Origin of the sequence: Dyella sp. 2HG41-7, from assembly GCF_021390675.1 — a bacterium.
Classification (GTDB): Bacteria; Pseudomonadota; Gammaproteobacteria; order Xanthomonadales; family Rhodanobacteraceae; genus Dyella_B.
The window spans coordinates 1,732,351-1,752,924 of sequence record NZ_JAJEJV010000004.1; the positions used below are offsets into that span (position 1 = coordinate 1,732,351).

The 20,574-nt window shown below is 56.8% G+C and carries 21 protein-coding genes; 16 read left to right on the forward strand and 5 right to left on the reverse strand.

Annotated features, from left to right (window positions below):
* Positions 1 to 64: 64 nt before the first annotated feature.
* The 9 genes from L0U79_RS09080 (at position 65) to msrB (ending at position 8,536) form a co-directional block, all read left to right on the forward strand.
* The gene (locus tag L0U79_RS09080; protein ID WP_233841777.1) at positions 65 to 937 is read left to right on the forward strand and encodes a trypsin-like serine protease; all 873 of its coding nucleotides are present in this window, start codon (positions 65 to 67) and stop codon (positions 935 to 937) included.
* A gap of 101 nt (positions 938 to 1,038) precedes the next feature.
* A complete protein-coding gene (locus tag L0U79_RS09085; RefSeq protein ID WP_233841779.1) occupies positions 1,039 to 1,515 on the forward strand; it encodes a hypothetical protein in 477 nt (158 codons plus the stop codon).
* Positions 1,516 to 1,627: 112 nt separating this feature from the next.
* Positions 1,628 to 2,239: an HAD family phosphatase gene (locus tag L0U79_RS09090; RefSeq protein ID WP_233841781.1), complete on the forward strand. Its 612-nt coding sequence runs from the start codon at positions 1,628 to 1,630 to the stop codon at positions 2,237 to 2,239.
* Between the two features lie 210 nt (positions 2,240 to 2,449).
* The gene (locus L0U79_RS09095) at positions 2,450 to 3,853 is read left to right on the forward strand and encodes a sialidase family protein (protein ID WP_233841782.1); all 1,404 of its coding nucleotides are present in this window, start codon (positions 2,450 to 2,452) and stop codon (positions 3,851 to 3,853) included.
* A gap of 409 nt (positions 3,854 to 4,262) precedes the next feature.
* Positions 4,263 to 4,772: a hypothetical protein gene (locus tag L0U79_RS09100; RefSeq protein ID WP_233841784.1), complete on the forward strand. Its 510-nt coding sequence runs from the start codon at positions 4,263 to 4,265 to the stop codon at positions 4,770 to 4,772.
* A 123-nt stretch (positions 4,773 to 4,895) separates the two neighbouring features.
* A complete protein-coding gene (locus L0U79_RS09105; RefSeq protein ID WP_233841786.1) occupies positions 4,896 to 5,330 on the forward strand; it encodes a hypothetical protein in 435 nt (144 codons plus the stop codon).
* Positions 5,331 to 5,532: 202 nt separating this feature from the next.
* Positions 5,533 to 6,489 (forward strand): hypothetical protein, encoded by a 957-nt coding sequence (locus L0U79_RS09110; RefSeq protein ID WP_233841787.1) that lies wholly within the window; start codon positions 5,533 to 5,535, stop codon positions 6,487 to 6,489.
* A 611-nt stretch (positions 6,490 to 7,100) separates the two neighbouring features.
* Positions 7,101 to 8,000, forward strand: a complete 900-nt coding sequence (locus L0U79_RS09115) for a fatty acid desaturase (RefSeq protein WP_233841789.1) — start codon at positions 7,101 to 7,103, stop codon at positions 7,998 to 8,000.
* Between the two features lie 119 nt (positions 8,001 to 8,119).
* Positions 8,120 to 8,536 carry a peptide-methionine (R)-S-oxide reductase MsrB gene (gene msrB, locus L0U79_RS09120; RefSeq protein WP_345778429.1) on the forward strand — a complete coding sequence of 139 codons (417 nt, stop codon included), beginning with the start codon at positions 8,120 to 8,122 and terminating at the stop codon, positions 8,534 to 8,536.
* Here the strand turns inward: msrB and L0U79_RS09125 are convergent.
* Both L0U79_RS09125 and L0U79_RS09130 read right to left on the reverse strand, forming a co-directional pair.
* A complete protein-coding gene (locus L0U79_RS09125; RefSeq protein ID WP_233841791.1) occupies positions 8,502 to 9,737 on the reverse strand; it encodes a hypothetical protein in 1,236 nt (411 codons plus the stop codon). The two genes, msrB and L0U79_RS09125, sit on opposite strands and share 35 nt — an antisense overlap.
* 196 nt (positions 9,738 to 9,933) lie before the next feature.
* Positions 9,934 to 11,460, reverse strand: a complete 1,527-nt coding sequence (locus L0U79_RS09130; protein ID WP_233841793.1) for a glycosyltransferase family 39 protein — start codon at positions 11,458 to 11,460, stop codon at positions 9,934 to 9,936.
* A gap of 227 nt (positions 11,461 to 11,687) precedes the next feature.
* On the opposite strand from L0U79_RS09130, the gene L0U79_RS09135 reads away from it, so the two are divergent.
* From L0U79_RS09135 to L0U79_RS09150, 4 genes are all read left to right on the forward strand, one after another.
* Positions 11,688 to 12,434: an SDR family oxidoreductase gene (locus L0U79_RS09135; protein ID WP_233841795.1), complete on the forward strand. Its 747-nt coding sequence runs from the start codon at positions 11,688 to 11,690 to the stop codon at positions 12,432 to 12,434.
* An 18-nt stretch (positions 12,435 to 12,452) separates the two neighbouring features.
* Positions 12,453 to 13,436 carry a sigma-70 family RNA polymerase sigma factor gene (locus L0U79_RS09140; RefSeq protein ID WP_233841797.1) on the forward strand — a complete coding sequence of 328 codons (984 nt, stop codon included), beginning with the start codon at positions 12,453 to 12,455 and terminating at the stop codon, positions 13,434 to 13,436.
* 136 nt (positions 13,437 to 13,572) lie between these two features.
* A complete protein-coding gene (locus L0U79_RS09145) occupies positions 13,573 to 14,151 on the forward strand; it encodes a 2'-5' RNA ligase family protein (RefSeq protein ID WP_233841799.1) in 579 nt (192 codons plus the stop codon).
* 125 nt (positions 14,152 to 14,276) lie between these two features.
* Positions 14,277 to 14,858: a hypothetical protein gene (locus tag L0U79_RS09150; protein ID WP_233841801.1), complete on the forward strand. Its 582-nt coding sequence runs from the start codon at positions 14,277 to 14,279 to the stop codon at positions 14,856 to 14,858.
* 25 nt (positions 14,859 to 14,883) lie between these two features.
* Here L0U79_RS09150 and L0U79_RS09155 read toward each other — a convergent pair whose 3' ends face one another.
* Together L0U79_RS09155 and L0U79_RS09160 are read right to left on the reverse strand one after the other, a co-directional pair.
* Entirely contained in the window at positions 14,884 to 15,126 is a 243-nt protein-coding gene (locus L0U79_RS09155; RefSeq protein ID WP_233841803.1) for a hypothetical protein, read from the reverse strand.
* 70 nt (positions 15,127 to 15,196) lie between these two features.
* Positions 15,197 to 15,667: a hypothetical protein gene (locus tag L0U79_RS09160; RefSeq protein WP_233841805.1), complete on the reverse strand. Its 471-nt coding sequence runs from the start codon at positions 15,665 to 15,667 to the stop codon at positions 15,197 to 15,199.
* Positions 15,668 to 16,308: 641 nt separating this feature from the next.
* On the opposite strand from L0U79_RS09160, the gene L0U79_RS09165 reads away from it, so the two are divergent.
* Both L0U79_RS09165 and L0U79_RS09170 read left to right on the forward strand, forming a co-directional pair.
* On the forward strand, positions 16,309 to 17,358 hold the full coding sequence (locus L0U79_RS09165; protein ID WP_233841806.1) for a hypothetical protein: 1,050 nt from the start codon (positions 16,309 to 16,311) through the stop codon (positions 17,356 to 17,358).
* Between the two features lie 947 nt (positions 17,359 to 18,305).
* A complete protein-coding gene (locus L0U79_RS09170) occupies positions 18,306 to 19,565 on the forward strand; it encodes a GGDEF domain-containing protein (protein WP_233841808.1) in 1,260 nt (419 codons plus the stop codon).
* On the opposite strand, the gene L0U79_RS09175 is transcribed toward L0U79_RS09170, so the two are convergent.
* The gene (locus L0U79_RS09175; RefSeq protein ID WP_233841810.1) at positions 19,562 to 19,927 is read right to left on the reverse strand and encodes a cupin domain-containing protein; all 366 of its coding nucleotides are present in this window, start codon (positions 19,925 to 19,927) and stop codon (positions 19,562 to 19,564) included. The two genes, L0U79_RS09170 and L0U79_RS09175, sit on opposite strands and share 4 nt — an antisense overlap.
* Positions 19,928 to 20,039: 112 nt before the next feature.
* On the opposite strand from L0U79_RS09175, the gene L0U79_RS09180 reads away from it, so the two are divergent.
* Positions 20,040 to 20,573 (forward strand): DUF1190 domain-containing protein, encoded by a 534-nt coding sequence (locus L0U79_RS09180; protein ID WP_233841811.1) that lies wholly within the window; start codon positions 20,040 to 20,042, stop codon positions 20,571 to 20,573.
* Position 20,574 lies beyond the last annotated feature (1 nt).

A 20,574-nucleotide genomic window follows, 5' to 3' on the forward strand; every position in this document is an offset into this window, starting at 1 on the left:
GAATGACTAGCCCGTGCCAGCGTAACGCCTAAAACTCACCAAGCACGACAACGGAAGGAACCGCATGAAGATCATCTTACGTCTCGCTCTTCCACTTCTTCTGCTAAGTACAAGCGCTTACGCAATCGTGATACGCCACGATCAGCCGGATGCACGCTACCGCATCAGCCCGCAAACCATCCCCTCGCTGGTCGATCTGCCCGACGAAGGTCATGGCACGTTGATTGCGCCACGCTGGGTGATCACTGCGGCCCATGCCGTGAATATGATGCAGATGATGCCGGAAGAGCACTTCGTGACCATCAACGGAAAACGGCGCGCGGTGAGCCGCATTATTGTTTACCCGGATTACCCCGCTGCGCGGGACGCTTGGCAGCAGATGTTCAAGCAGATAAAAACAACCAAGCCCGACGCCTTTATGCATCAATACATGGCCGCGATGGCCGCCATGCACGACATTGCACTGCTGGAACTCACCGAGCCCGTCACCGATGTTGCGCCGATGCCGATCGATCGCGGCAACGCCAAGCCCGGCATGTTGAGTACGGTTTACGGCGCAGGCGCCACGGGCACCGAACTCACGGGCGCTCCGGATAGTGAAAGTCATCGCACTCAACTACGGCGCGCCCAGAATCGCCTGACCCAGACCGATGGTTCATGGCTGCGTTACGTATTCGACTGCAGCACTGGCGCCCCGACCCTTAGCGGCGCCACAGCGGGTGGCGATAGCGGCGGTCCAGTCACCATCGATGTGGCCGGTCGAACCTATCTGGCTGGGGTCACTCACGGGTTGGATGGGACACCCAGCGAAGTGGAGCGTATCGTGCGACAAATGCAGGACGGTTCATTCCGCATGGGAGTATGCGGTCAGCGCTTTGCGGCAGCGCGCGTGAGTTTTTATGCGGCGTGGATTGATCAGACCGTTGCCGGACACTGAGCTCGGGGCGACTTGCCTGTGTTATCGCGTGTGGAGTGGATGTCGGCTTTCGAACCAAAAAGGGCATCCATAGCTGATTGAAAAGAATGGGATATCGACTCGTGCCTGACAAACCAACTTCCGAAGATGTCGCACTTTGGCAGAGGCGCTTGGCTTCCCAGGCCAACAATCGGGCATGGACACTTGCAGAAATCCTTCACCGTTCGCCTGAGGAAGATGAAGAAATGCTGCACGCGGCGCACGCAGCGATGTATTTCTGGAAAATGGTTGGTGAACCGAGCAATCACGCTCATGCGGCGCAGTTACTTGCACACGTCTATGCACTGCTCAAGCTCCCCGTGCCGGCAGCGCACTATTTGCGAAAATCATTGCCACATTTCGAACGAGCCGACTGCGCACCGTGGGAAAAGGCGTTTGCCCATGCCGTTGCGGCCAATGTCGCCTGTGCAGAAGGAGACGCTGCCGTACATGCCAAGCACTATGCGGAGGCACAGGCCGCCGCCGCGCATATCACCGACGAAGAAACGCGCGCCATGTTCGCTGCCACGTTACGCGTGGTGCCTGCGCCGAACCCCTAGGCCGGTAGTAAACGTTTATAGCGAGTGCCCGCTTTCGACCCCAAACAGACATAATCTCCGGTAGAACGAACCAGCAGCGACAGCCCGCGCGCGCAAACTCCGGATCAACGCAGTGAATCACCGTATCAATACCGTCATCTTCGATCTTGGCAATGTCCTGATCGGCTGGGATCCGCGTCGCCTCTATCGGACGTTGATCGACGATGAGCAACAGATGGAATGGTTCCTGCGAGAGGTATGCAACAGCGAGTGGAACGAACAGCAGGATGCGGGGCGCTCATGGGCCGAGGCGACCGCGTTGCTGCGGGGGCGCTTTCCCGAGCATGCCGAGTGGATCGATGCTTATCACCTTCAATGGAAGGAAACGCTGCTGGGTCCCATCGAAGAAAGTGTCGCGCTGTTGGCCGAGCTCAAAGCGCGCGGTGTGCGTTTGTTCGCGCTCACTAACTGGTCGCAGGAAACCTTTCCCATTGCGCAGCAGCTTTATCCGTTTCTGCAGTGGTTTGAGGGCATTGTGGTATCCGGCGAGGAGCGTTTGATAAAACCCGATCCGCGCATTTTTCTGCGGCTGTTGGAGCGTTACGCGGTCGACCCCTCGTCGGCGCTGTATATCGATGATTCGGCGCGCAATGTGGCGGCGGCCGAAGCGTTGGGCATGCGTGGATGGTGGTTCAAAGAGCCGCACGGATTGCGTCGCCACTTGATGGAATTGCAGTTGCTGTAGGCTGCGGCGCGATCTTGCAAAGCGACTTGGCTAATGCCGCAAATGGCTGCGATGTAACGCTGCGTTGAGATGTGCTAAATCTGTCTGCTTTGGACTGAGCGAAAAAGCAGTGCGAAAAAAGGGCGGGCGTAGTGATGTGCGTTTATGCACTGGCGTCTTTTTTTGCACTCTTTTTATTGAGTATCAGAGGTTTTTTTAGGGGGTCACGTTATGGCGCTTTTCGTTAAACCAAGCCGAATTGTGTTGGGCGTTTTGTGTCTGACCACTGCCACGGCATCGATCAGCCTTTGGGCCGCCGATACCGCTTCCGAGCCGATGGCGCCTCAGACAACGGTGACAACGCTTACCAAGCCGGGATTTTTTACGGAACCGGGGATTGCGATCAATCAGCTCGATCCCCGCAACGTCACGGCGATTTACCAGGACAATGTCCACATCGCTTTCAGCAATGACGCTGGCGCCAAATGGAGTGATGTGCCAAAGGTTGCGCCGCCGGAATGGCGAGTGTCGGGAGATGTCTCGGTTACCTACGACAACAACGGTCATGCCATCGCCAGTTTTATGGCGTTCAATCGATTGGGCACCGAAGGCTACTGGGCACACAATGCGCCTGCAGGCGGTCTCTATATCCGCCGCTCACTGGACGGCGGCAAAACCTGGGAGAGTCAGGCGCGCGCCGTCATTGAGCATGTCGGCGACCATCCGCCGCCGCTATGGGAAGACAAGCCTTACATCGTCGCCGACCAGAGTCGCGGTCCACACGCTGGGAATCTTTATATTGGCTGGACGCGCTGGACGTTGACCGGATCGGAAATTCTCTTGAGCCGTTCCACGGATGATGGTTTGAGCTGGTCGACACCGATGGAAATCGACGACCACCCCGGATTGCCGCGCGATGACACGGGCGCCAATGAGGGATTCTGGGGCGTGGTGGGTGCGGACAGCACGTTTTATGCGGTTTGGGCGGATACGAGCCATATCGCTTTTACGCTCTCCAAAGACGGCGGCCGCACTTTCTCCAAAGCGCGCGACGTCATTTCCACGGCGCCAATCATGTACGGCATCGCGGACCTGGATCGCGCCAATGGTTTCCCGCAGCTGGCGATCGATCCTCGCGCCACGCCCGACGCGCCGCACGGCCGCTTGTACGTGACATGGGCCGACTACCGAAATGGAGGCGTGGATGTTTTTCTCTCCACATCGGTCGACGAAGGCAATAATTGGACGCCGGCGATACGCGTCAACGACGATCCTATGCACAATGGCGCCGATCATTTCTTCCCTGCGCTGGCCGTCGATCCCATCAACGGCGATGTTTATGTGTCTTTCTATGATCGCCGCGCCGATCCCCACGAACGTGCCGTTACGGTGACGTTGGCGCGCTCGACAGACCACGGCAATACATTCGTCAACTACGCTTGGACCAAGCAGCCCTTCATCATGCGCAATGTCTTTATGGGCGACTACAGCGGCCTGGCGGCGCGCGACGGGCACGTCTACGGCATCTGGACAGAGCACGTCGAGACGCCACGCACGTCGGGCAAGCCGGAGGCGAGAGACCCGCATCACGACAACAACACCGTCGTTAATGTGGGTACTGCGATATTTCATTGACGTGCGGGAAGCGCCAAGCCAGGGAGTTAAATACCCGCGCACAAACCCCTAGATGATCAAGAACAAACGTTGAGAACGGCACGGGTAATAACGCCAAAATTACGTGGGGTTCTAATTGCTATTGGCTGGATCGCAGTAGGGGACGGGGACGCCTAAGTGGGTTTAGCTATCGCCGTCCCTTTCCTTTTAAGCAGCTACTGCTTATTTAAGGCCTTGATTATCCGCGTCAGTATGTTTCTGGCCCGGTATTCAATGCGGCGCTTCCTGCGGTTAAGCATGAAAATGGATGGCCAAAATGGAAAGGCGTATGTGTCCGCTTTCGGCCCAAAGAGCGCAGATTGCATGTTGCTTGACTAGGCAATTAACTCGGAGTAAGAAGCCGAAAGCCTACTGTCACAAGGAAATGGACATGCGAGCATTACGGCTTCCTACCCTGATCGTCGCGTTGCTAGGTACTTCGATTGCAGTTGCCGATGGCCCGCAAACGCCTGGAACGGCTTCAGGCAATCTCGAACCGGTGCTCGTGTACGTCAATGCGCAGGGCAAAATTACCGAAGTCATACCGGCCGATCGGCTTTCCCCCGATTTGACACGTCTGCTGCGTACCAATTTGGAAGAAATGATCCACACCCCTGCGTACGACAAACAGGGCAAGCCGGTGTCCAGCCAGTTCGTTATCAACGTGAGCTTGCAGTCCCAACCCAATGGTACTGGCGGCTTCGACACTCACTTTGCATATGTATCAGCCAATCCCGTGCCACCCGGTAGATGGTATTGGTCGCACGACGCCAACGGCCGACTGGGTCTGAGCAATCAGACTAATTTCGCTAGAAACGCGCCGCCAGACATGACGATTCGCGATCAATACGTTATGCCCGGCGGGCAGGGAGGTATGTCTGTTGGGACCCGTGGGCACTAAAGAGAGATGGACTGACTTGCCTTGGCGCCTACGCCAGAGTGCCCCGAAGGCATGTCGTTAGCTACGCGTCTTGCCATCAATGTGCACAGAGTTGGTTATATATCGCGATGGGCGCTTGGATGGATGCTGCTGATCGCCTGTTTCGGCGCAAGCTGTCATGGTGCGACGGTCGGACCACTGTCTCTCGGCAGCGATGTCCGTGTTGGCGAGGTAGCCAAGCATTTCCATAGCCAAAGCGATCACGTGGGGCAGGCATTCTGGTCAGATGTGCCCGTCGTTTATTTGGATAGCTCCGTCACGGCTCACGTTAGAGTGACGGAGCTCGCGTATATTCAAACCATCGAAATTCAAATGCCCCTCGCCAAGCTGGGCGACGTGAAGCGATATATCCAGGAACGCTTCGGCATCCAAAAATCCGACTCGACATCGTCGACGGCGCGCGGTTTGGCAGTATGGGACTGTCGAGACAAAGAAACTGCCATTGGGTTGTTCTCAAAACCAGAGCGCGGAGCGTTGCTACTGGTATTCACATGGGTGCCTTCGCTGAGTCGGAATTGATTTTTTTTGCACAATTCACATTGAAATGAGTAAGTGTCTGCGTTCGATCCCAAGCGAACTGTTGCATCACTTGCAATGTCTGCTTGCGAGTCGGCACCAACACTCACGTCGTGCCGCGCGCGTAAAGACCTTTAAGAAAGACAATTCAATCGATCAGGCGGTAGAGTTTCGCTGGGTATCGAATTAAAAATAGGGGAAACGAATGCTTGAATGGTTCAGGAGAATTTGGATTGGCTCTGACCCTGTCGAGTTCGAAAGCACATTCGGAATGACCGAATCGATTGAGCGATTGAAGGCCGCCACGCGCCGCTGGGGATTCTTCTCTGTGACGGAAGAAGTAGCGAGCGGAAGAGTGACCGAATCCCGTGTCTCTCTCCAGCGGGTAATCCCTATGGTGGGCAATTCTTTTAAGCCATTCTTCGTTGGACGCTTCGAGGTGATTAATGGCAACGTGGTGTTGAGAGGGAGGTACACGCTTCACTGGTTGGTGAGGATGTTCATGGGATTCTGGCTGAGCTTTTGTACGCTGTTCACAGCGCTGGCTTTGGTTGCTGCCATGCGTTCGCCCCAAGCAAAGGCAATGCCTTTTGCAAGTCTCGCCATGTTGGTGTTTGGGCTCGGATTGGTTTGGCTGGGAGGTTGGTTCTCCCGCAATGATCCAGCGTGGCTGTCTGCTGTCATTCGTAAGGCGATAGAGGCATCGACTACAGTTGCAACAACGGTTCAGGCGCAACCGCTGTTTTCCTTAACTCAAAAGCGTTCGCCACCCAAAGTCATTCTGGTCGTTTCTGGCGCGCTTTTTCTGCTGGGTTTCATGAGCCTCGCCTCGGCAATTACGGGTGTCCAGTCCTACCAAGGGTACCCTGGTGGATCCATTTCCACTTACTACCCAGAAATCTGGATGAGATACGCCGCAGCGGTGTACGGCGCAGTGATGTTGCCGCTAGCTATAGGTATCTACCGGCAGAAACTAACTGCTTGGCGAATGGGATTCGTAGTTCTCATTGGCGGGGCGGGCTTTCAAGTGTTCGCGCTTTTAACGCGGACTGACCTTGAGAACGCACGTATCCCCGCCATCGTTTTTTGTGTGTTGTTCGCCGTAGTCACCGCGGTCTGGGGAAGGTGGTGGTATGCGCAACGCGTTCACTTTCATGATTGAGAGAAGAGGGGTCGCTTTCGACCCAAAGTGGATGCGGAACAATAGTTCGAATGTTTGAGAGGGCAGTATGAGAGCAGCGCGGGCGTGGAACCTTAATTGGCCATTGCGGCTGATGATTGCCTGTTTTGCGGTGGGTTATGTGCTCTACGGAAAGCGGTGGGTGGAGCCTGATCAGTCAAAAGCCGTAGGTCTGTATACGTGTTCAATCGCGTTCCTTGTCTTGGCGCTTGTTCCAAAGGGAACGCGACTTTGGGTCGCTGTGTGTGCGGCTCTAGCCGTGCCGGTTTTAGTGGACATCTCAATCGACGTTTTTCAGTTGTTGCGATAGTCGGGACTAGGGCATAAACAGAGGGCAGGGTGCAGGTAGGGCGCGGGAAGTCTCTGTTGCTGATATTCGGCAGCTTGGACAGGCGCTCACATGTGGGCTCGGGTTAGTAGTGGTGTTTTGGCCTGAATGCCGGGCGCGCACATTAGGTTGTAAAAAGGCTCTGCTAGGTTATGCGTCGACAATTCCATATTTTGAGGAAAAGATGGATCTGGAGGCAGCGGTAGGGGCGGATGGCATCCAAACGGGGGCGGCGCGGCGGTCGTTACGGTGCGCGCCCATCGACATGCGCGCGAATTTGGCGCTGTTTGGAATTGTCGTGACGGCTGTGCTGGTGCAGTTTGTCGCGTGGCCATTGATGTTGCGGCAGTGGGGTGTGTCTGCACTTTGGATCGCGGCGCCACTGGTGGTGTTGACGCCGACGCACTGGGGGCTGATCCATGAATCGATTCATGGAAAGTTGTTGCCGCAGCGGTGGCTCAACGAATGGCTTGGGCGAGCGTTGGCTATCGCCTTTCTATTGCCGTTCGACGCTTTGCGCTTTGGTCACTTGATGCATCACCGCTATACGCGCGAACACTACGATCGACCGGACGTGCACGATGGCGCGACGCATCGCGTTCTGGCGCGCATCGGTTATTACGCGCATTTGTCGGGCGGTCTGTATCTGGCGGAACTTGCGATGCCTTTGCTCGCGTTTCTGCCGGTTAATTGGGTGCGTCGGCTCGTCGCGCATAGGCTTCGCAGCGAAGAGCCGATGGATCGAGAAATCCAGCGGTTGTTTGTCGGTTTTGCCGGCAATCAGGAGCGGCGCGTGCGTATGCGCCGCGACTGGATGCTCTCAATCGCGCTCTACGCCTTCGCCTTCTATCTTTACGGGGCATGGTGGCCGGTGTTTGCCGTAACGATGTTTTTGCGCGGACTTTGGCTCTCATTGGCGGATAACCTGCCGCATTACGACGTTACGCTTGACGAGCAGCAGCGAGCGCGCAATTTTCGTGCACCGGCGATCTGGCGGCCCGTGTTGATGAATCATCACCTGCACCGTTTGCACCACCAGCATCCAACTTTGCCTTGGACAGCGCTTCCGGCGCTCGCGCGTACTGACGCCGCAGCGACCGAAGCCGATGCGGGCTACTTCAGAGCGGCGCTCCGGCAGTTTCGCGGATTTGGAAAAATCCGTTAAAGGAGGCGCACGTAGCTTTCCATACGCACTTGTTGCCGATTTTGACGTGCGCTAGAGCGCGCGGTTTCGTTTGGTGCTTTAATTCGGAAAGCAACACACGACTTCTCAGGTAACTCGCCATGTCCAACGCAAGCAATGAATCGACGCATTTTGAAGTGACGCACACCGATGCCGAATGGCGCGCCTTGCTGACGCCGGAGCAATATGCCGTGATGCGCGGTCATGGTACGGAGCGACCGGGTAGCTGCGCGTTGCTGCACGAAACGCGCGCGGGCGGTTTCGCGTGTGCGGGATGCGGACAGATGTTGTTTGTGGGCCAGACCAAGTTCGAAAGCGGCACCGGATGGCCTAGTTTTAACGATCCCGTTTCCGGAAGCACGGGAACCACGGTCGATACCAGCTACGGCATGACGCGCACCGAGGTGCATTGCGCGCGTTGCGGCAGTCATTTAGGGCATGTATTTCCGGACGGTCCGCCGCCGACTGGGTTGCGTTACTGCATTAACGGGGTCGCGTTGAATTTTGTACCGGATTGATGGATTGGCCGGGCGCGCGGCTGCTTCGTCGCCGTGCCAAAACTTGCGTGGCGAAGTGCAGGCCCGGTATGGGATCGTCCAAACGGAACGAGTGGAAATACGCGCCGGCCCACTGGAATAGAATGTTCAGCAGCGGTCCGCGCGCTTGCGCGCTTTGCACCCGAACGGTGTTGATGTCTCGATAGAAGTCGACGCAGCCGGCGCCGACTTTGTAATCGAGCGTTGCATGATGCACCGGTAAGCCGAGCGCATCCTGATACGCCATTTCGCACACATTGACGCCGCAACGCGCCGCAAACTCCACATAGGTCCATGCGCGCGTATTGACTTCAAGGATGCGGTACACGCCATCGCGCTTATCGCGTTTGAATTCGGCGCTGAAAATACCGCGATACTTTAACTTCTTTAAAAGCCGCGTGACATCATCGATTGGCGTTTGCAGCTGTTCGAGTTCAATGCTGCGGCAATACGAACTGTTGCCGAAATCCGGCGGCGAGATGCGAATGCGTTGGCGCGCAAACAAACCGGTGACTTCGCCGCTTCCATCGATAAAGCCGTCGACAAAATAATGATCCGACGCCGCGCCGGGCACGTATTCCTGCGCCATCAGGCGGAAGCCCTGCGCGTGCAGAGGGCGCCAGGCATCGCGCAGTTCGTCTTTGCGCGTGACCCAAATGCCTTTGACGCCGGTGACGTCGCTGAATTTTTGCGAGTTCACCGGTTTGATGAAAACACGGTCGAGGTCGTCAAACGGTATCGCGTCGATATCGGCATCGCTTTCGATGTGATAAGTGCGCGGGTGCGGGACATTCACGGTTTTCAGAAACGCGGAAAAACGCGATTTGTCTTGGAGGATTTCCTGCGTTTCGCGCGTGCTTGTGCTGAGCACATAGCGCGACGCCAGATCGGTGCCAGGGAGATCCGAAAGCCACATGGCCGCATCGTCGGCGCCGGCAATCAATACGGCTTTTTCGAGCGGCATATCGCGCAATAGGTCGTATGCGTGCGGTCCTAGCGATCCATCCCACACACGCTGTCCTGGCGTGGGGCGATACCAACGCGAGTGCGTGACATGATCTGATGCCGGACACGCGACATAGGTCGGAATGCCCACCATCGTTAGGCAACGCAAAATGCCGAGCGCGGTCGGGCCACGGCCCAACACGATCGCCGGCACGCGCGAATCAGCCTTTCCCCCCATGACACGCTCCGGTATACGGTGTTACCAGATTGCCGTCACAACTGTGATCGACGACTCATGCTAGCACCGCGTATGCAGGCTTCTGCAACGAGTAAGAACTTGCGTGCGATGGGTGTTTGGGCCAGTGATTTTGCGCCGTCGCCGACTGATCGAAAGCTGTCATTAGGCTGACGAAATTATCGAAGTATACGACGACTTATCCAAAGTCTGGCCCGTGCTTCCAAAGCTCACTGGGCGGCCTACGCGTAGCACCGCACACAAAGATGTCGGGATGATCCCGGCTCTCCTCATTGACGACACCCCATGCATTGGTCGAATGACCGGCGAGACGGCAATCGAAGAAGAGTTCATCGGCGCGCTCCCGCGAATTTCCCAACACGATAAAGGTGGTGATCGGCGTGTTCGGATAGCCGCGCAGCCATCCCGAGTTGATGGTGGTGATCGGCATGGGTAAGTGATATTTCGGACCGAGCAGGGCGATGGAGCCGTATTCGCCGTAGTTCGCCACAACGATGCCAAGCTTTGCTTGTTGGTCGGCGGGCAACGCATCGCGAATGGCAGCGACGTGCGCGACGAGTTCGTTCCAACCGATTTCTTCGCGGAGATCGCCATTGTGTCGCAGCGCAAATTCGCGCATTGGGCCGCTTGATGCGATGGGTACGATATTGAGCGCCGCGTAGACGCCGATGGCGAAAACACCGGTAAACATCAGCGTGGCGATGCCGACCCGCCATGCGGGGCGCATGTTTCTCAACCAACGTTCTCCTACGACGGCGCCCATCGCCAACAGCATCGGATAAGCGCCGCAAACGTAATAAAAGCGTCCCTGCGCAAACAGGAATATCAACAGCGGCACCAGGTACATCCACGCAAGCATGCGATAGCGGCGCTCCTTGGCGTAGGCGATCAAACCTGCCAGCCATACCGGCGCGGCGAACAGGTTGGCATTCACCAGAAACTGATCGCGCACAAAGCCATCCGCGCGTCCCTCGCCGACATCGCGTGCGTGGATCGATTGCAGAAAATGATAGGAAATGAAGTCGTGCCTGACGAGCCAAACGAGATTGGGCGCAAACAGGAGCAGCGCGATAACACCGCCGATCCAAAACCAGCGATTTGCGACATATCGCCGTGCGTCGGTAAGCAGCACGCCCACCAACACGCCAGTGAGTTCGAACGCCATCGAATACTTGGTTTGCAAACCGAGACCCGCAAATATCCCAATCGCCACCCACCAGCGCGGCTCGTCGTCGCGCAGCAAACGAATCACGCACCAGGCGATCAACACCCACCACAAGAGATCGAACGAGGAATACTGAAATTCCGTCGCTTCAAACATCGGCACAGGCGACAGCGCGACCGCGATGGCCGTAAATATCTGCGCCAGTCGACCGCCTCCGAGATCGCGCACCATTAGGCCACTCACGATAATCACCAGCACCTGCGCCATCACGGAAAACAGGCGCAGCCCCACCAGCGACAGACCAAACATCGAGAGGCCCAGATGTTCCAGCGCGGCGGTCAATGGCGGGTAGGGCACAAATCCCCAATCCAGATGCTGCGCATCGCTAAGGAATTGCCATTCGTCCCGATGAAATCCGTATTGCCCGTTGGTGAGCATGTGGGCGACGCCGACGAGCAGGGCGATGGCGACGACCGGCAGGATGCTCGGTTGCGAGCGAGAAGCGGCCGTTGAAGCTGTGAGCGGATCGCGGCTGTGCACGATGACATTCCCTTGGGTGGTTGACCCGAATACTCCCTTATCAGGCGCTATGGAGCTAAGTGCATTGGGATGGATTGACGTGGCTCAGGGGCGAATGGCGGGGTGATAGGGACTAATGGTGGCTTCTTTACGGTTGATTTGGGTGACTTGTCACCGAGCGGACACCGATGAATTTCTCCCTCCTGCTCGGTCACACCTTATAGAAGGCCAACCCGAAGGAGAATCGTATGTCCACGTTGACAGGTAAGAACATCGTTGTGATTGGCGGCAGTCGTGGCGTAGGGCGGCGTGTCGTTCAGGCAGGCTTGGAGAGCGGCGCGCGCGTACTTGCCGTGGCGCGCAATGAAGGATCGCTTCGCCAATTGAGCGAGGCGTGCCCGGGCGTGGAAGTGCTGGCGCTGGATGCCTCGGATGAGCAGGCGCCGGCAAACGTGTTCGGCGTGGTCCGCCCGGACATCCTGGTGTTGTGCGCGGGCGCGTTTCCGCCGGTTGCTCCGCTGCACGAATTAGACTGGAAAACCTTTGCGGTGAATTGGGAAGCGGACGTGAAGATCGCCTTCCACTTCTGCAAGGCGGCACTATCCGGGCCGTTGTCCCCAGGCGCTACGGTGATCCTAATTTCCAGTGGCGCGGCGGTCGGCGGATCGCCCATTTCGGGTGGCTATGCCGGCGCCAAGCGTACGCAGATGTTTATCGCCAACTACAGCCAGAAAGAGTCCGATCGACGTGGTCTCGGCGTTCGATTTATTGCGCTCGCGCCGCGCATCATGCCGGACACCGAACTTGGAAAGCATGCCATTGCAGGTTATTCGCATTACCTTGGCATTCCCGAAGCGGACTTTATTCAGGGCATGGGACCCGCGCCCAGCGCCGCTGGCGTGGCGAGCGCGGTCATCGAGCTGTCGATGAATCAGGATCGCTCGAAAGGGAGCGCGTTTGTCGTTTCGGGCGCCGGGCTTGAAGTCATTCCTTGATACGTCAGACTGAAGTCCATGAACGCGACGTTCGAACAGCTCACCGAACCTTTCCGCCAAGAGCTTAAACGGCACTGTTACTGCATGCTGGGTTCGGTGCATGAGGCTGAAGATCTTGTGCAAGAAACCTATCTGCGCGCATGGCGTAGCTTTGGCCAATTCGAAGGGCGTGGATCGCTGCGCGCGTGGCTGTATCAAATTGCAACGAATGCGTGCCTCAATGCGCTCGCCAGCGACAAGAGCAAGCGGCGCTTGTTGCCCGATCAGCAGGCGCCTGCCGCTGTGGATATGCCTGATGGCACGGCGCGAACCGATATCGCCTGGCTTGAACCGTATCCGGACGCCTATCTCGACGGCATTGTCGATGAGTCGCCGGGACCGGAGGCGCGTTATGCCGGCGATGAAGTCGTGCAACTTGCCTTTGTCACAGTCATCCAGCAATTGCCGCCGCGCCAGCGCGCCGCACTGTTGTTGTGCGAAGTGCTTGGTTGGTCGACGCTGGAGGCGGCCGAACTGCTTGGCAGTTCGGCCGCTGCGATCAACAGCGCCAGACAGCGCGCGCGTGAGGCGCTCGCCAGACACTATCCGGACGGCCGTCCATCGAAGTCGCCTTCGCCGAGTCCTGCGCAACGAGAACTTCTCAGTCGCTATTTGAATGCCTGGGAAGCACGAAATCTCGATGGTTTCGTGGCGCTGCTTAAAGATGATGCGACTTACACCATGCCGCCTTTTTCGCAATGGTATGCGGGTCGCTCGGACATCCGCGCTTTCTTCGCATGGGCTTGGCAGTATTACGACGGCTTTCGCCTCGTTCCTACGGCGGCCAACCGACAGCCTGCCTTCGCCATGTATTTCCGCGCCCGAGCCGATGCGCCTTGGGTGGCGCATTCCATTCACGTGCTTACGCTCGACGGCGATGAGATTTCCAATATGACGCTGTTTATGAAGCCTGCCGCTTTGCGGCTGTTCGAGGCATTTGCGTTTCCACAAACGTTGACCTGAATCGCCGGCGGGTCCGGCATTCCCGCGTCGCTATAAAGACAGGGGCGCTATCGGATCGAGTTGCGTTTTCTTGATTCGCACCATGCACGCTTTCGTTAAAATGGTCGGGCTAATCGTTCAACAGGAAGCTTGCAGCATGTCTAGCCAGGGATCTTTGCCAGGATTCGAAACAAGCGAGCCCACTGACCGACTGTTTCTAGCCATCTTTCCCGATGGACGACACGCCGATCAGTTGGCTGCGGTAGCCGACACCTATCTTGCCGATCGTCGTCTCGGCGCGGGTGCAGTGGAGGCCGATCGCTTGCACGTCACAGCGTTTCATCTTGGCGATTACGTCGGCCTACCGCCTGGGTTGGTTGCCAATGCGACTGAAGCGCTCTCGCGTTTGGTCTGCGAGTCTTTTGCCGTTCGGTTTGATCAGATTGGCAGCTTCAGCCATCGCGCCGTCAGAGGTCCGCTGGTGTTAGCGGCGACCGAAGGCAACGATGCGTTGCACGCCATGCACAAACAGCTGGCTACGCACCTGCGCGCGTGCGGGTTGGGTCAACACACGCACGATTCGTTTACGCCGCATATGACCATGGCTTACGAAAAAGCGACGATGCCTTTCGAGAACATGGAACCTGTCGTTTGGCCGGCAGGCGAAGTACGGCTTGTGCACAGTCTGCTAGGTAAAACGCGGCATATCAGATTGGCGGAGAAGCGGCTTTCCTAGTCGCGTGCGCTTCGAAGAACCACCAAGCAGTCATATCATGTCTTTAAAGAGTGGCTATTTTTTTAAGCCACTTTTTGGCCTAGTTTCCCCTCCGAATGCGTTTTCATCTATTCAGGAGAAACCTTATGGCCAAAGCCGGAAAGCGTTGGATCGGGTGCGCGCTCGGTGCGTTGGTGTCGTCGGGTTGTCTCGGTTCGGTTGCCGCGCAATCGGCGAGTGGCGCGCCCAATAATGGGCATGAATTCGATTTCGAGTTCGGTACATGGAAAACCCATGTGTCGTTGCTTGCGCATCCGCTGACCGGTTCGAAAGCCTGGGCGCAATTCGACGGTATTACGGTCGTACGCAAAGTATGGGGCGGCGAGGCCAATCTGGTGGAACTGGATATGAGGAACGCGAGCCGTCGTGTGAAACTTGCGTCGTTCCGCTTGTATAACCCGACGACCCATCAATGGAGCCTCAACGTGGTGAACGCCAATAGCGGCGAGCTTGGCGTCCCCACTATCGGCGCCTTTGCCAATGGGCGCGGCGTGTTTTACGACAAAGAAGACTTGAACGGCAAACCGATTGTCGTGCGTTTCGTGATCGAGCCGCGCAGTGACGATAGCATTCATTTTGAACAAGCATTTTCGGCGGACAACGGCAAGACCTGGGAGACGAACTGGATTGCGGACGATACGCGTATCAAGGATCGTTCCAAGGCTTGATCATGCTTGCGGTCGTTGACGATTCTCACGTGGCGGTTTGAGTTCCTTCAGAGGAGCTCAAACCAACATCGCACCAAGCGTCGTGACGCAGATAACTACGCAGGTGGCGAACAGGCTGCTGAGCATCAGGGTTTCGAATTTCATGGCGGTTCTCCGTGAGTGAGGTTTTGAAGCTTTCGAGATAGATAGGGCAAACCTCGTGCCAAGCTTTGAAACCTCTGAAAAACCGCGCCGCTAAGCCATTTTTTGCAAGAACGCTGATCTCCATGAACTGTCCGCGGACGGTTGTCCGCGCTGTCCGGACAGCGCGCGGACAACGCGGCGAAGGCATGGCGCAATTAACGAGCAGGTTTGATCAGGATGGGCATCGTCGACAGCATGCGCACGGCAAGCAAAGTACTTACAAGTTCGCCGTAGTGATAAGCCAATTGCGCATACATCGCCGCGTACGCTTGCCGTGTCAGATCTGCAACGCCTTGATAAGCGTTTCGTCCGATCGTAATGAAATAATCCACGCTGACACGACGTCGTTCGATCTGTCCGGGAAACAGTCCGGCTACCAGCAAACATCGATCGCCCACATCGCGCAGCGCATCGGCGCGCGCACTCCCAGCCAGCGCTAGCGATTCCATCCAATCGATGCCTTGAGTGCGTGCGAGCAGCGTCGTATCGGCTTGATATCGCAGCAACACAAACACCAAGTAACTCTCGCTCGATTCGTCGAGCCGTACTCCCGTGCGTTCATAAGCTTGCTGGACCAGCGATTGCCAAACTTCCACCGGCGTGCCGGTTTTGAATGCTTCCAACATGTCGTCTTCCCCCCGGTTGTCCGACGCGACCAGCCTAGCGCGCTTGCACGGAAACTGCTCGGCAGCCGACGGGCGAGACTGCTAATGGAAGGATTTTTCCTGCGTTCGATGACGGTCGAAAACGCGAAGATCGTCGCAGTGTTTCATTTAAGTCGCTGGATATTTTCGCAATTACTTGCTGCGTTTTTCCTCACAAGCTTTAGACATGTTCATCCGCATTCTCACGTGAGCTGGCCGAGCAATTCGGAAGACAGCGGTCGCGGAGTCATCGACGAATTGGATTTTGGGAGTCGCATGGACAAACGGTTTTAGGGGACGGGGCATCGTTATCGCTCGGTTCTTATTCGGCTTTGCCTGTGACGGCAAAGCCGTGAGGCGTTGTTGCGCCAAAAAAATCGCTTGAGATCGCCGTGCTGCGATCCGAGCAAAAACAGAGGTAGGGAATCGGCGCAGCGATACGTCTTAGGTTGAAATGCGGTGGTTTTGGCGCGCCTACGTTGCGCTGCGAAAACAGGCAAGCGAACCGCAACGGTATGGGGGGGAGTGGTTTGCATGGATGCGAATTGTTTCTGGCGTGACCCGGCTTTTGGATGGTCCAAAGTCGATAACTCATAGCTCTTTGCATACTGGGGAGATTTGCAATGCAAGCAAAATTGAAGTTCGCTCTTTTGGCTGCGCTTGTCAGTGCTACGTGCGTGCCCGCCGCTTTTGCCGCACCGCCGACCGACTTCGGCTCGCAAGCCACCGATGAGCAGGTTGGTCCCATGGAATCGCTCGCGCGCGAAGCGTGGCGCGACAACATGGCGCAAATCGCGACGCCTACGGAAGGCTGCTATCACGCTACGTATCCGAGCATCATCTGGGAACAAGTGGCATGTACCAATCTGGTGCCGCGTGCGCATTCCCTGCCGCGCAAAGTCAAGATGGGCGACTCGGAAAACGCGGGCAACGGCAACGACTACGTGTTGTCGGCGCCGGCGCTGATCAAGCAGACGGTCGGCAGTTTCCCGACGGTGACCGGTGTGACCTCCGAGAAAGGCGTGGGTGTAGCCGCTTATGGCGGCGGCGGCATTCTCGGCCCGAACGAATATTCGCTGCAGATCAATTCGCAATTCACATCAACCACCACGGCTTGCCACAGCCATTCCGGTTGCACGGTTTGGCAGCAATTCGTGTATGCGCCCGATTACGAAGTGCAGGGCGAAGCCGCCGTATTTATGCAGTATTGGCTGATCGGCTATGGCGGCAGCAGCTGCCCCAGCGGTTGGGGTAGCGATGGTTCGGGCGACTGCTATCGCAATAGCTCCGCGGCGACGGCTCCCGATGTTCCGGCAACGTCCTTGGCCAGCATGAAGCTGACGGGTTCGGCGACCAGCGGCGGCAACGACACCGTGACGCTTACCTACGGCACGCAAGCGTACACCGCGAGCGGCAAAGACAGCGTGGTTTACCTTGCCAAGGTCTGGAAGCAGTCGGAGTTCAACGTCGTCGGTAATGCTGGCGGTTCGGAAGCGCAGTTCAACAGTGGTTCGTCGATCAAGGTGAAGATCGGCGCGAGCTACGGCTCCACCACCGCGCCGACGTGCGTGGCCAACGACGGCAGCACCGGCGAAAGCAACAACCTGAATCTCGGTTCGTGCACCGCCACGGGCGGCTCGTCGCCGTACGTGCAGTTCACCGAGTCGAACTGACCGCAAGACACTGTGTTGTGCAGTGAATGCCGAGGGGAGCAATCCCCTCGGCATTTTTTATGGCGGCGAAAATATGCGCGTTGCGTGCTGGCCACGTGTCGCTAAGAAAATTGTCGGCGATTAATAGGCGCCGAGATATTCCACGAGATATACGCATCGAATATCAGCATCGCGCTTTTAAGCGATGCCGCGCCTCGATTCATTCGCAGGGCGACGATTTGTCTCCGTTGTGAATTCTTCAGAACTCCATCGTTTACTAAATCGCCAAACCTGCGATCGCATGGAATGGATTTCCAGTTGATCCGCGTCGTCAGGCAGATGAAAGCCGGGGCCACATAGCGTTTTGTATCGATCCAAATTTAAGCGGCTTCCCATAAGTCCAAGAGGGACAAGGATTTATAGGAGGCGAAACTCGCTTTAATTCGATTTGCCAATGCGCCGTATTTTGATATTTGAACGCAAACAAACGTTCGAACTCATCTATTAAATGTGGCGGTTTGAGATCACATGGCGGAAATACATCCCGTGCAAAGTATTTTCAAAAGCACGGTAAGATCATCGTCATCACACTATGAAGTCAGGTCTCGACGCATTGATGCGGATTCGAAGAGAGCGATCTATTAATTCGTGGATGAGGCAACACCCGGTTTGTTCAAGGACGAGTTCCAATTCGGCAGTCCAACACGCATTAAAGAAATGCGCGCGGCTGCCGATCTCATGATCGATCCTAAATACTTCGCCAAAGTTCGATTTTCAGAACACGGTCGATGTATCGAGGCGATGCAAAACGGGCGTTGTGCTGTTGGGTTTCATGGATACGAGTAGGTTGGCGGTATCGATGAAACCAAGGCCGTTCATGGATAGATGAGGAGGTTGATCAACGTTTTCTTTCAGCTCATTGCGTCAAGAGAGTCGTGGTGGGTAATTCACAAACGTGGACCGGATGAATGTCGTTCAAAGAGCTCCCTGATCTGCTAGCTGTTGGGTTGCTGATTTATGCGTTTGTGACGGTGTCGCGACCGGCCGGCGGCATGATGACGCGCATGTGGCTGGCAGGCTGGATTTGCATCGAACTGCATTTCGCGGCGTATTCGTTTCTCGATGTGCCGGGCACCGCCGGCATCGTTGCCGACATTGTCGGAACCTCCGCGCTGGTGTGGTGCGCGGAACTCTTCAGTTGTTCGATGGATGCCCGGCTCGGGCAATGGGGATGTCGCGCGCTGTTCGCTGCGATGTCGACGATTTACACGTTATACATCGCGTTGGCGACGATACCTAACATACCGCAGCCGGTGATGATTGGCGCCGCCAGTCTTTTTGCCTGGGTGCCGTTACTGGTTGTGCTGGCGACGCCGCGCGAGAAGCGGCCGGCGAGCCGATGGATCACTGTCGGCATCAATATCGCGCTTTCCGTCGTGTTGCTCGGTTGGCAATTCTCCGCGCACGGCCCAGACCTGATGATTACGCTGCCGCTTTTCGTCGCTTATTTCATTTGCTGTCTGCAATTTGCATTTTCCAATCAGCGGAAAACCGGCGGCTTCGTGGTGACGGTGTTGGGCTTGCTGGCGTGGTCGATGGTGTTTCCGCTCGGCATGGTGTTCGGAATATTTTTCCCCAACGTCCAGGTCGGTGACGAGGTATGGAATCTGCCCAAGTATCTGGTGGCGGTGGGCATGATTCTGTTGTTGCTGGAGACACAGCTGAAACGCAACCAGCATCTTGCGCATCACGACGCTTTGACCGGTTTGCCGAATCGTCGCCTGTTTCAGGATCGCATCAGCGGCGCGATGGAGCGCGCGCGCCAACACGGTGTGCCAACTGCGATGCTGGCGATCGATCTGGACGGATTCAAGCAGGTGAACGATACGCTGGGCCATCACGCCGGCGATGAAGTGTTGAAGCAAGTGGCGTATCTGTTTACCGCGAGGCTTCGTCGTGTGGATACGTTGGCGCGCACAGGCGGCGACGAATTTTCCGTGGTATTGGAAGGCCCCATCACGCGCCGCGAAGCTTCCGAAGTCGCCCGTAATTTGAAGCAGTTGCTGGAAGCGCCGGTTCCGGTGGCGGGAAGCACCATCCAGATTGGCGCCAGCATCGGTTTGGCGATGTTTCCCGACGATGCGCAAACACCGGACAGCCTGTCCATTCTTGCCGACGAACGGATGTACGCGGCCAAGCGCGCCGGCGGTGGCGTGCAGTCCGCCTAAGACAGTTGCTCTTCCAGACTGCGGGTTTGCGGCGTTAACTCATCGCCGGTGTGCTTGGTCGATGCCGATTCGATCAAAACGATCCAGCATTCTTCGTCGGCGACCGGATTATGTCGGATGCCACGCGGCACCGTAAAAAAGTCGCCTTCGCGCAGTGGAACGACCTGGTCTTCCAATTCGATGCGCATCTCGCCTTTGACGACGTAGAAAAGCTCGTCCTCGTCCTGATGGGCGTGCCATACCAAGTGACCTTTCAACTTGGCGACCTTGAGTAATTGGTCGTTGACGCGGCCGATAACTTTGGGCGACCAATAATCGGTAACGCGTTCGAACGACTGCATCAAATTCTGGGGCTGGAGCATGGGGCCTGCCTCCTGAAAGGTTATCCGCATTATCTCGCAGGAAAGCCGAGCAGGTTCGGCAATTTCCGTTTTCCATTATTATGGGCCGGCTACCAATGCCCGGGGGGGCGGCATGAAACGATCCAGGACGGCATCGCTTTTTGTAATGGGTTTGACACCGCTGCTTATCAGCGCGTGCGATGAAACGCAAAAGAGCCAACAAGCCTTTACCACGCTCGACAATTGCGCCGAAGCAGGCGTGCCGAAACCGAGTTGCGAAACCGCCTATAACCAGGCGATGGCGGATGCGCCCAAAAGCGCACCGCGTTATTCGACGCGCGAGCAATGCGCCGAAAGCTACGACAACGATACCTGCCAGGAAGATGACACCGCGCCGAACGGACCCGTTTGGTATCCGGCGATGAATGGATTTTTGATCGGTCGTGTCGTCCGCAACGGTGTCGCATCGTTCTTCCCGGCCGGTCCGGTTTTTCGTCGACGCGACGACACCAATTATTCGCCGCATTATGGTTCGGTCTATGCCGGCGGTTCGGGCGGGTGGCGTTCCTCGCCGTCCGACACGACGGTCGGTGAGGGGGACACCGTCAGTCGCGGTGGTTTCGGCGGCGGCGAAGGTGAGGGCGGCGAAGGCGGCCATGGCGAATAGG

What these genes read in the sequence shown, in the direction of transcription:
- L0U79_RS09160 (WP_233841805.1), bottom strand. Translation starts at nt 15,667, where the DNA reads ATGTTGGAAGCATTCAAAACCGGCACGCCGGTGGAAGTTTGGCAATCG.
- L0U79_RS09170 (WP_233841808.1), top strand. Translation starts at nt 18,306, where the DNA reads ATGTCGTTCAAAGAGCTCCCTGATCTGCTAGCTGTTGGGTTGCTGATT.
- L0U79_RS09175 (WP_233841810.1), bottom strand. Translation starts at nt 19,927, where the DNA reads ATGCTCCAGCCCCAGAATTTGATGCAGTCGTTCGAACGCGTTACCGAT.
- L0U79_RS09155 (WP_233841803.1), bottom strand. Translation starts at nt 15,126, where the DNA reads ATGGAGATCAGCGTTCTTGCAAAAAATGGCTTAGCGGCGCGGTTTTTC.
- L0U79_RS09100 (WP_233841784.1), top strand. Translation starts at nt 4,263, where the DNA reads ATGCGAGCATTACGGCTTCCTACCCTGATCGTCGCGTTGCTAGGTACT.
- L0U79_RS09145 (WP_233841799.1), top strand. Translation starts at nt 13,573, where the DNA reads ATGTCTAGCCAGGGATCTTTGCCAGGATTCGAAACAAGCGAGCCCACT.
- L0U79_RS09165 (WP_233841806.1), top strand. Translation starts at nt 16,309, where the DNA reads ATGCAAGCAAAATTGAAGTTCGCTCTTTTGGCTGCGCTTGTCAGTGCT.
- L0U79_RS09110 (WP_233841787.1), top strand. Translation starts at nt 5,533, where the DNA reads ATGCTTGAATGGTTCAGGAGAATTTGGATTGGCTCTGACCCTGTCGAG.
- L0U79_RS09115 (WP_233841789.1), top strand. Translation starts at nt 7,101, where the DNA reads ATGCGCGCGAATTTGGCGCTGTTTGGAATTGTCGTGACGGCTGTGCTG.
- L0U79_RS09095 (WP_233841782.1), top strand. Translation starts at nt 2,450, where the DNA reads ATGGCGCTTTTCGTTAAACCAAGCCGAATTGTGTTGGGCGTTTTGTGT.
- msrB (WP_345778429.1), top strand. Translation starts at nt 8,120, where the DNA reads ATGTCCAACGCAAGCAATGAATCGACGCATTTTGAAGTGACGCACACC.
- L0U79_RS09080 (WP_233841777.1), top strand. Translation starts at nt 65, where the DNA reads ATGAAGATCATCTTACGTCTCGCTCTTCCACTTCTTCTGCTAAGTACA.
- L0U79_RS09125 (WP_233841791.1), bottom strand. Translation starts at nt 9,737, where the DNA reads ATGGGGGGAAAGGCTGATTCGCGCGTGCCGGCGATCGTGTTGGGCCGT.
- L0U79_RS09140 (WP_233841797.1), top strand. Translation starts at nt 12,453, where the DNA reads ATGAACGCGACGTTCGAACAGCTCACCGAACCTTTCCGCCAAGAGCTT.
- L0U79_RS09135 (WP_233841795.1), top strand. Translation starts at nt 11,688, where the DNA reads ATGTCCACGTTGACAGGTAAGAACATCGTTGTGATTGGCGGCAGTCGT.
- L0U79_RS09150 (WP_233841801.1), top strand. Translation starts at nt 14,277, where the DNA reads ATGGCCAAAGCCGGAAAGCGTTGGATCGGGTGCGCGCTCGGTGCGTTG.
- L0U79_RS09180 (WP_233841811.1), top strand. Translation starts at nt 20,040, where the DNA reads ATGAAACGATCCAGGACGGCATCGCTTTTTGTAATGGGTTTGACACCG.
- L0U79_RS09105 (WP_233841786.1), top strand. Translation starts at nt 4,896, where the DNA reads ATGCTGCTGATCGCCTGTTTCGGCGCAAGCTGTCATGGTGCGACGGTC.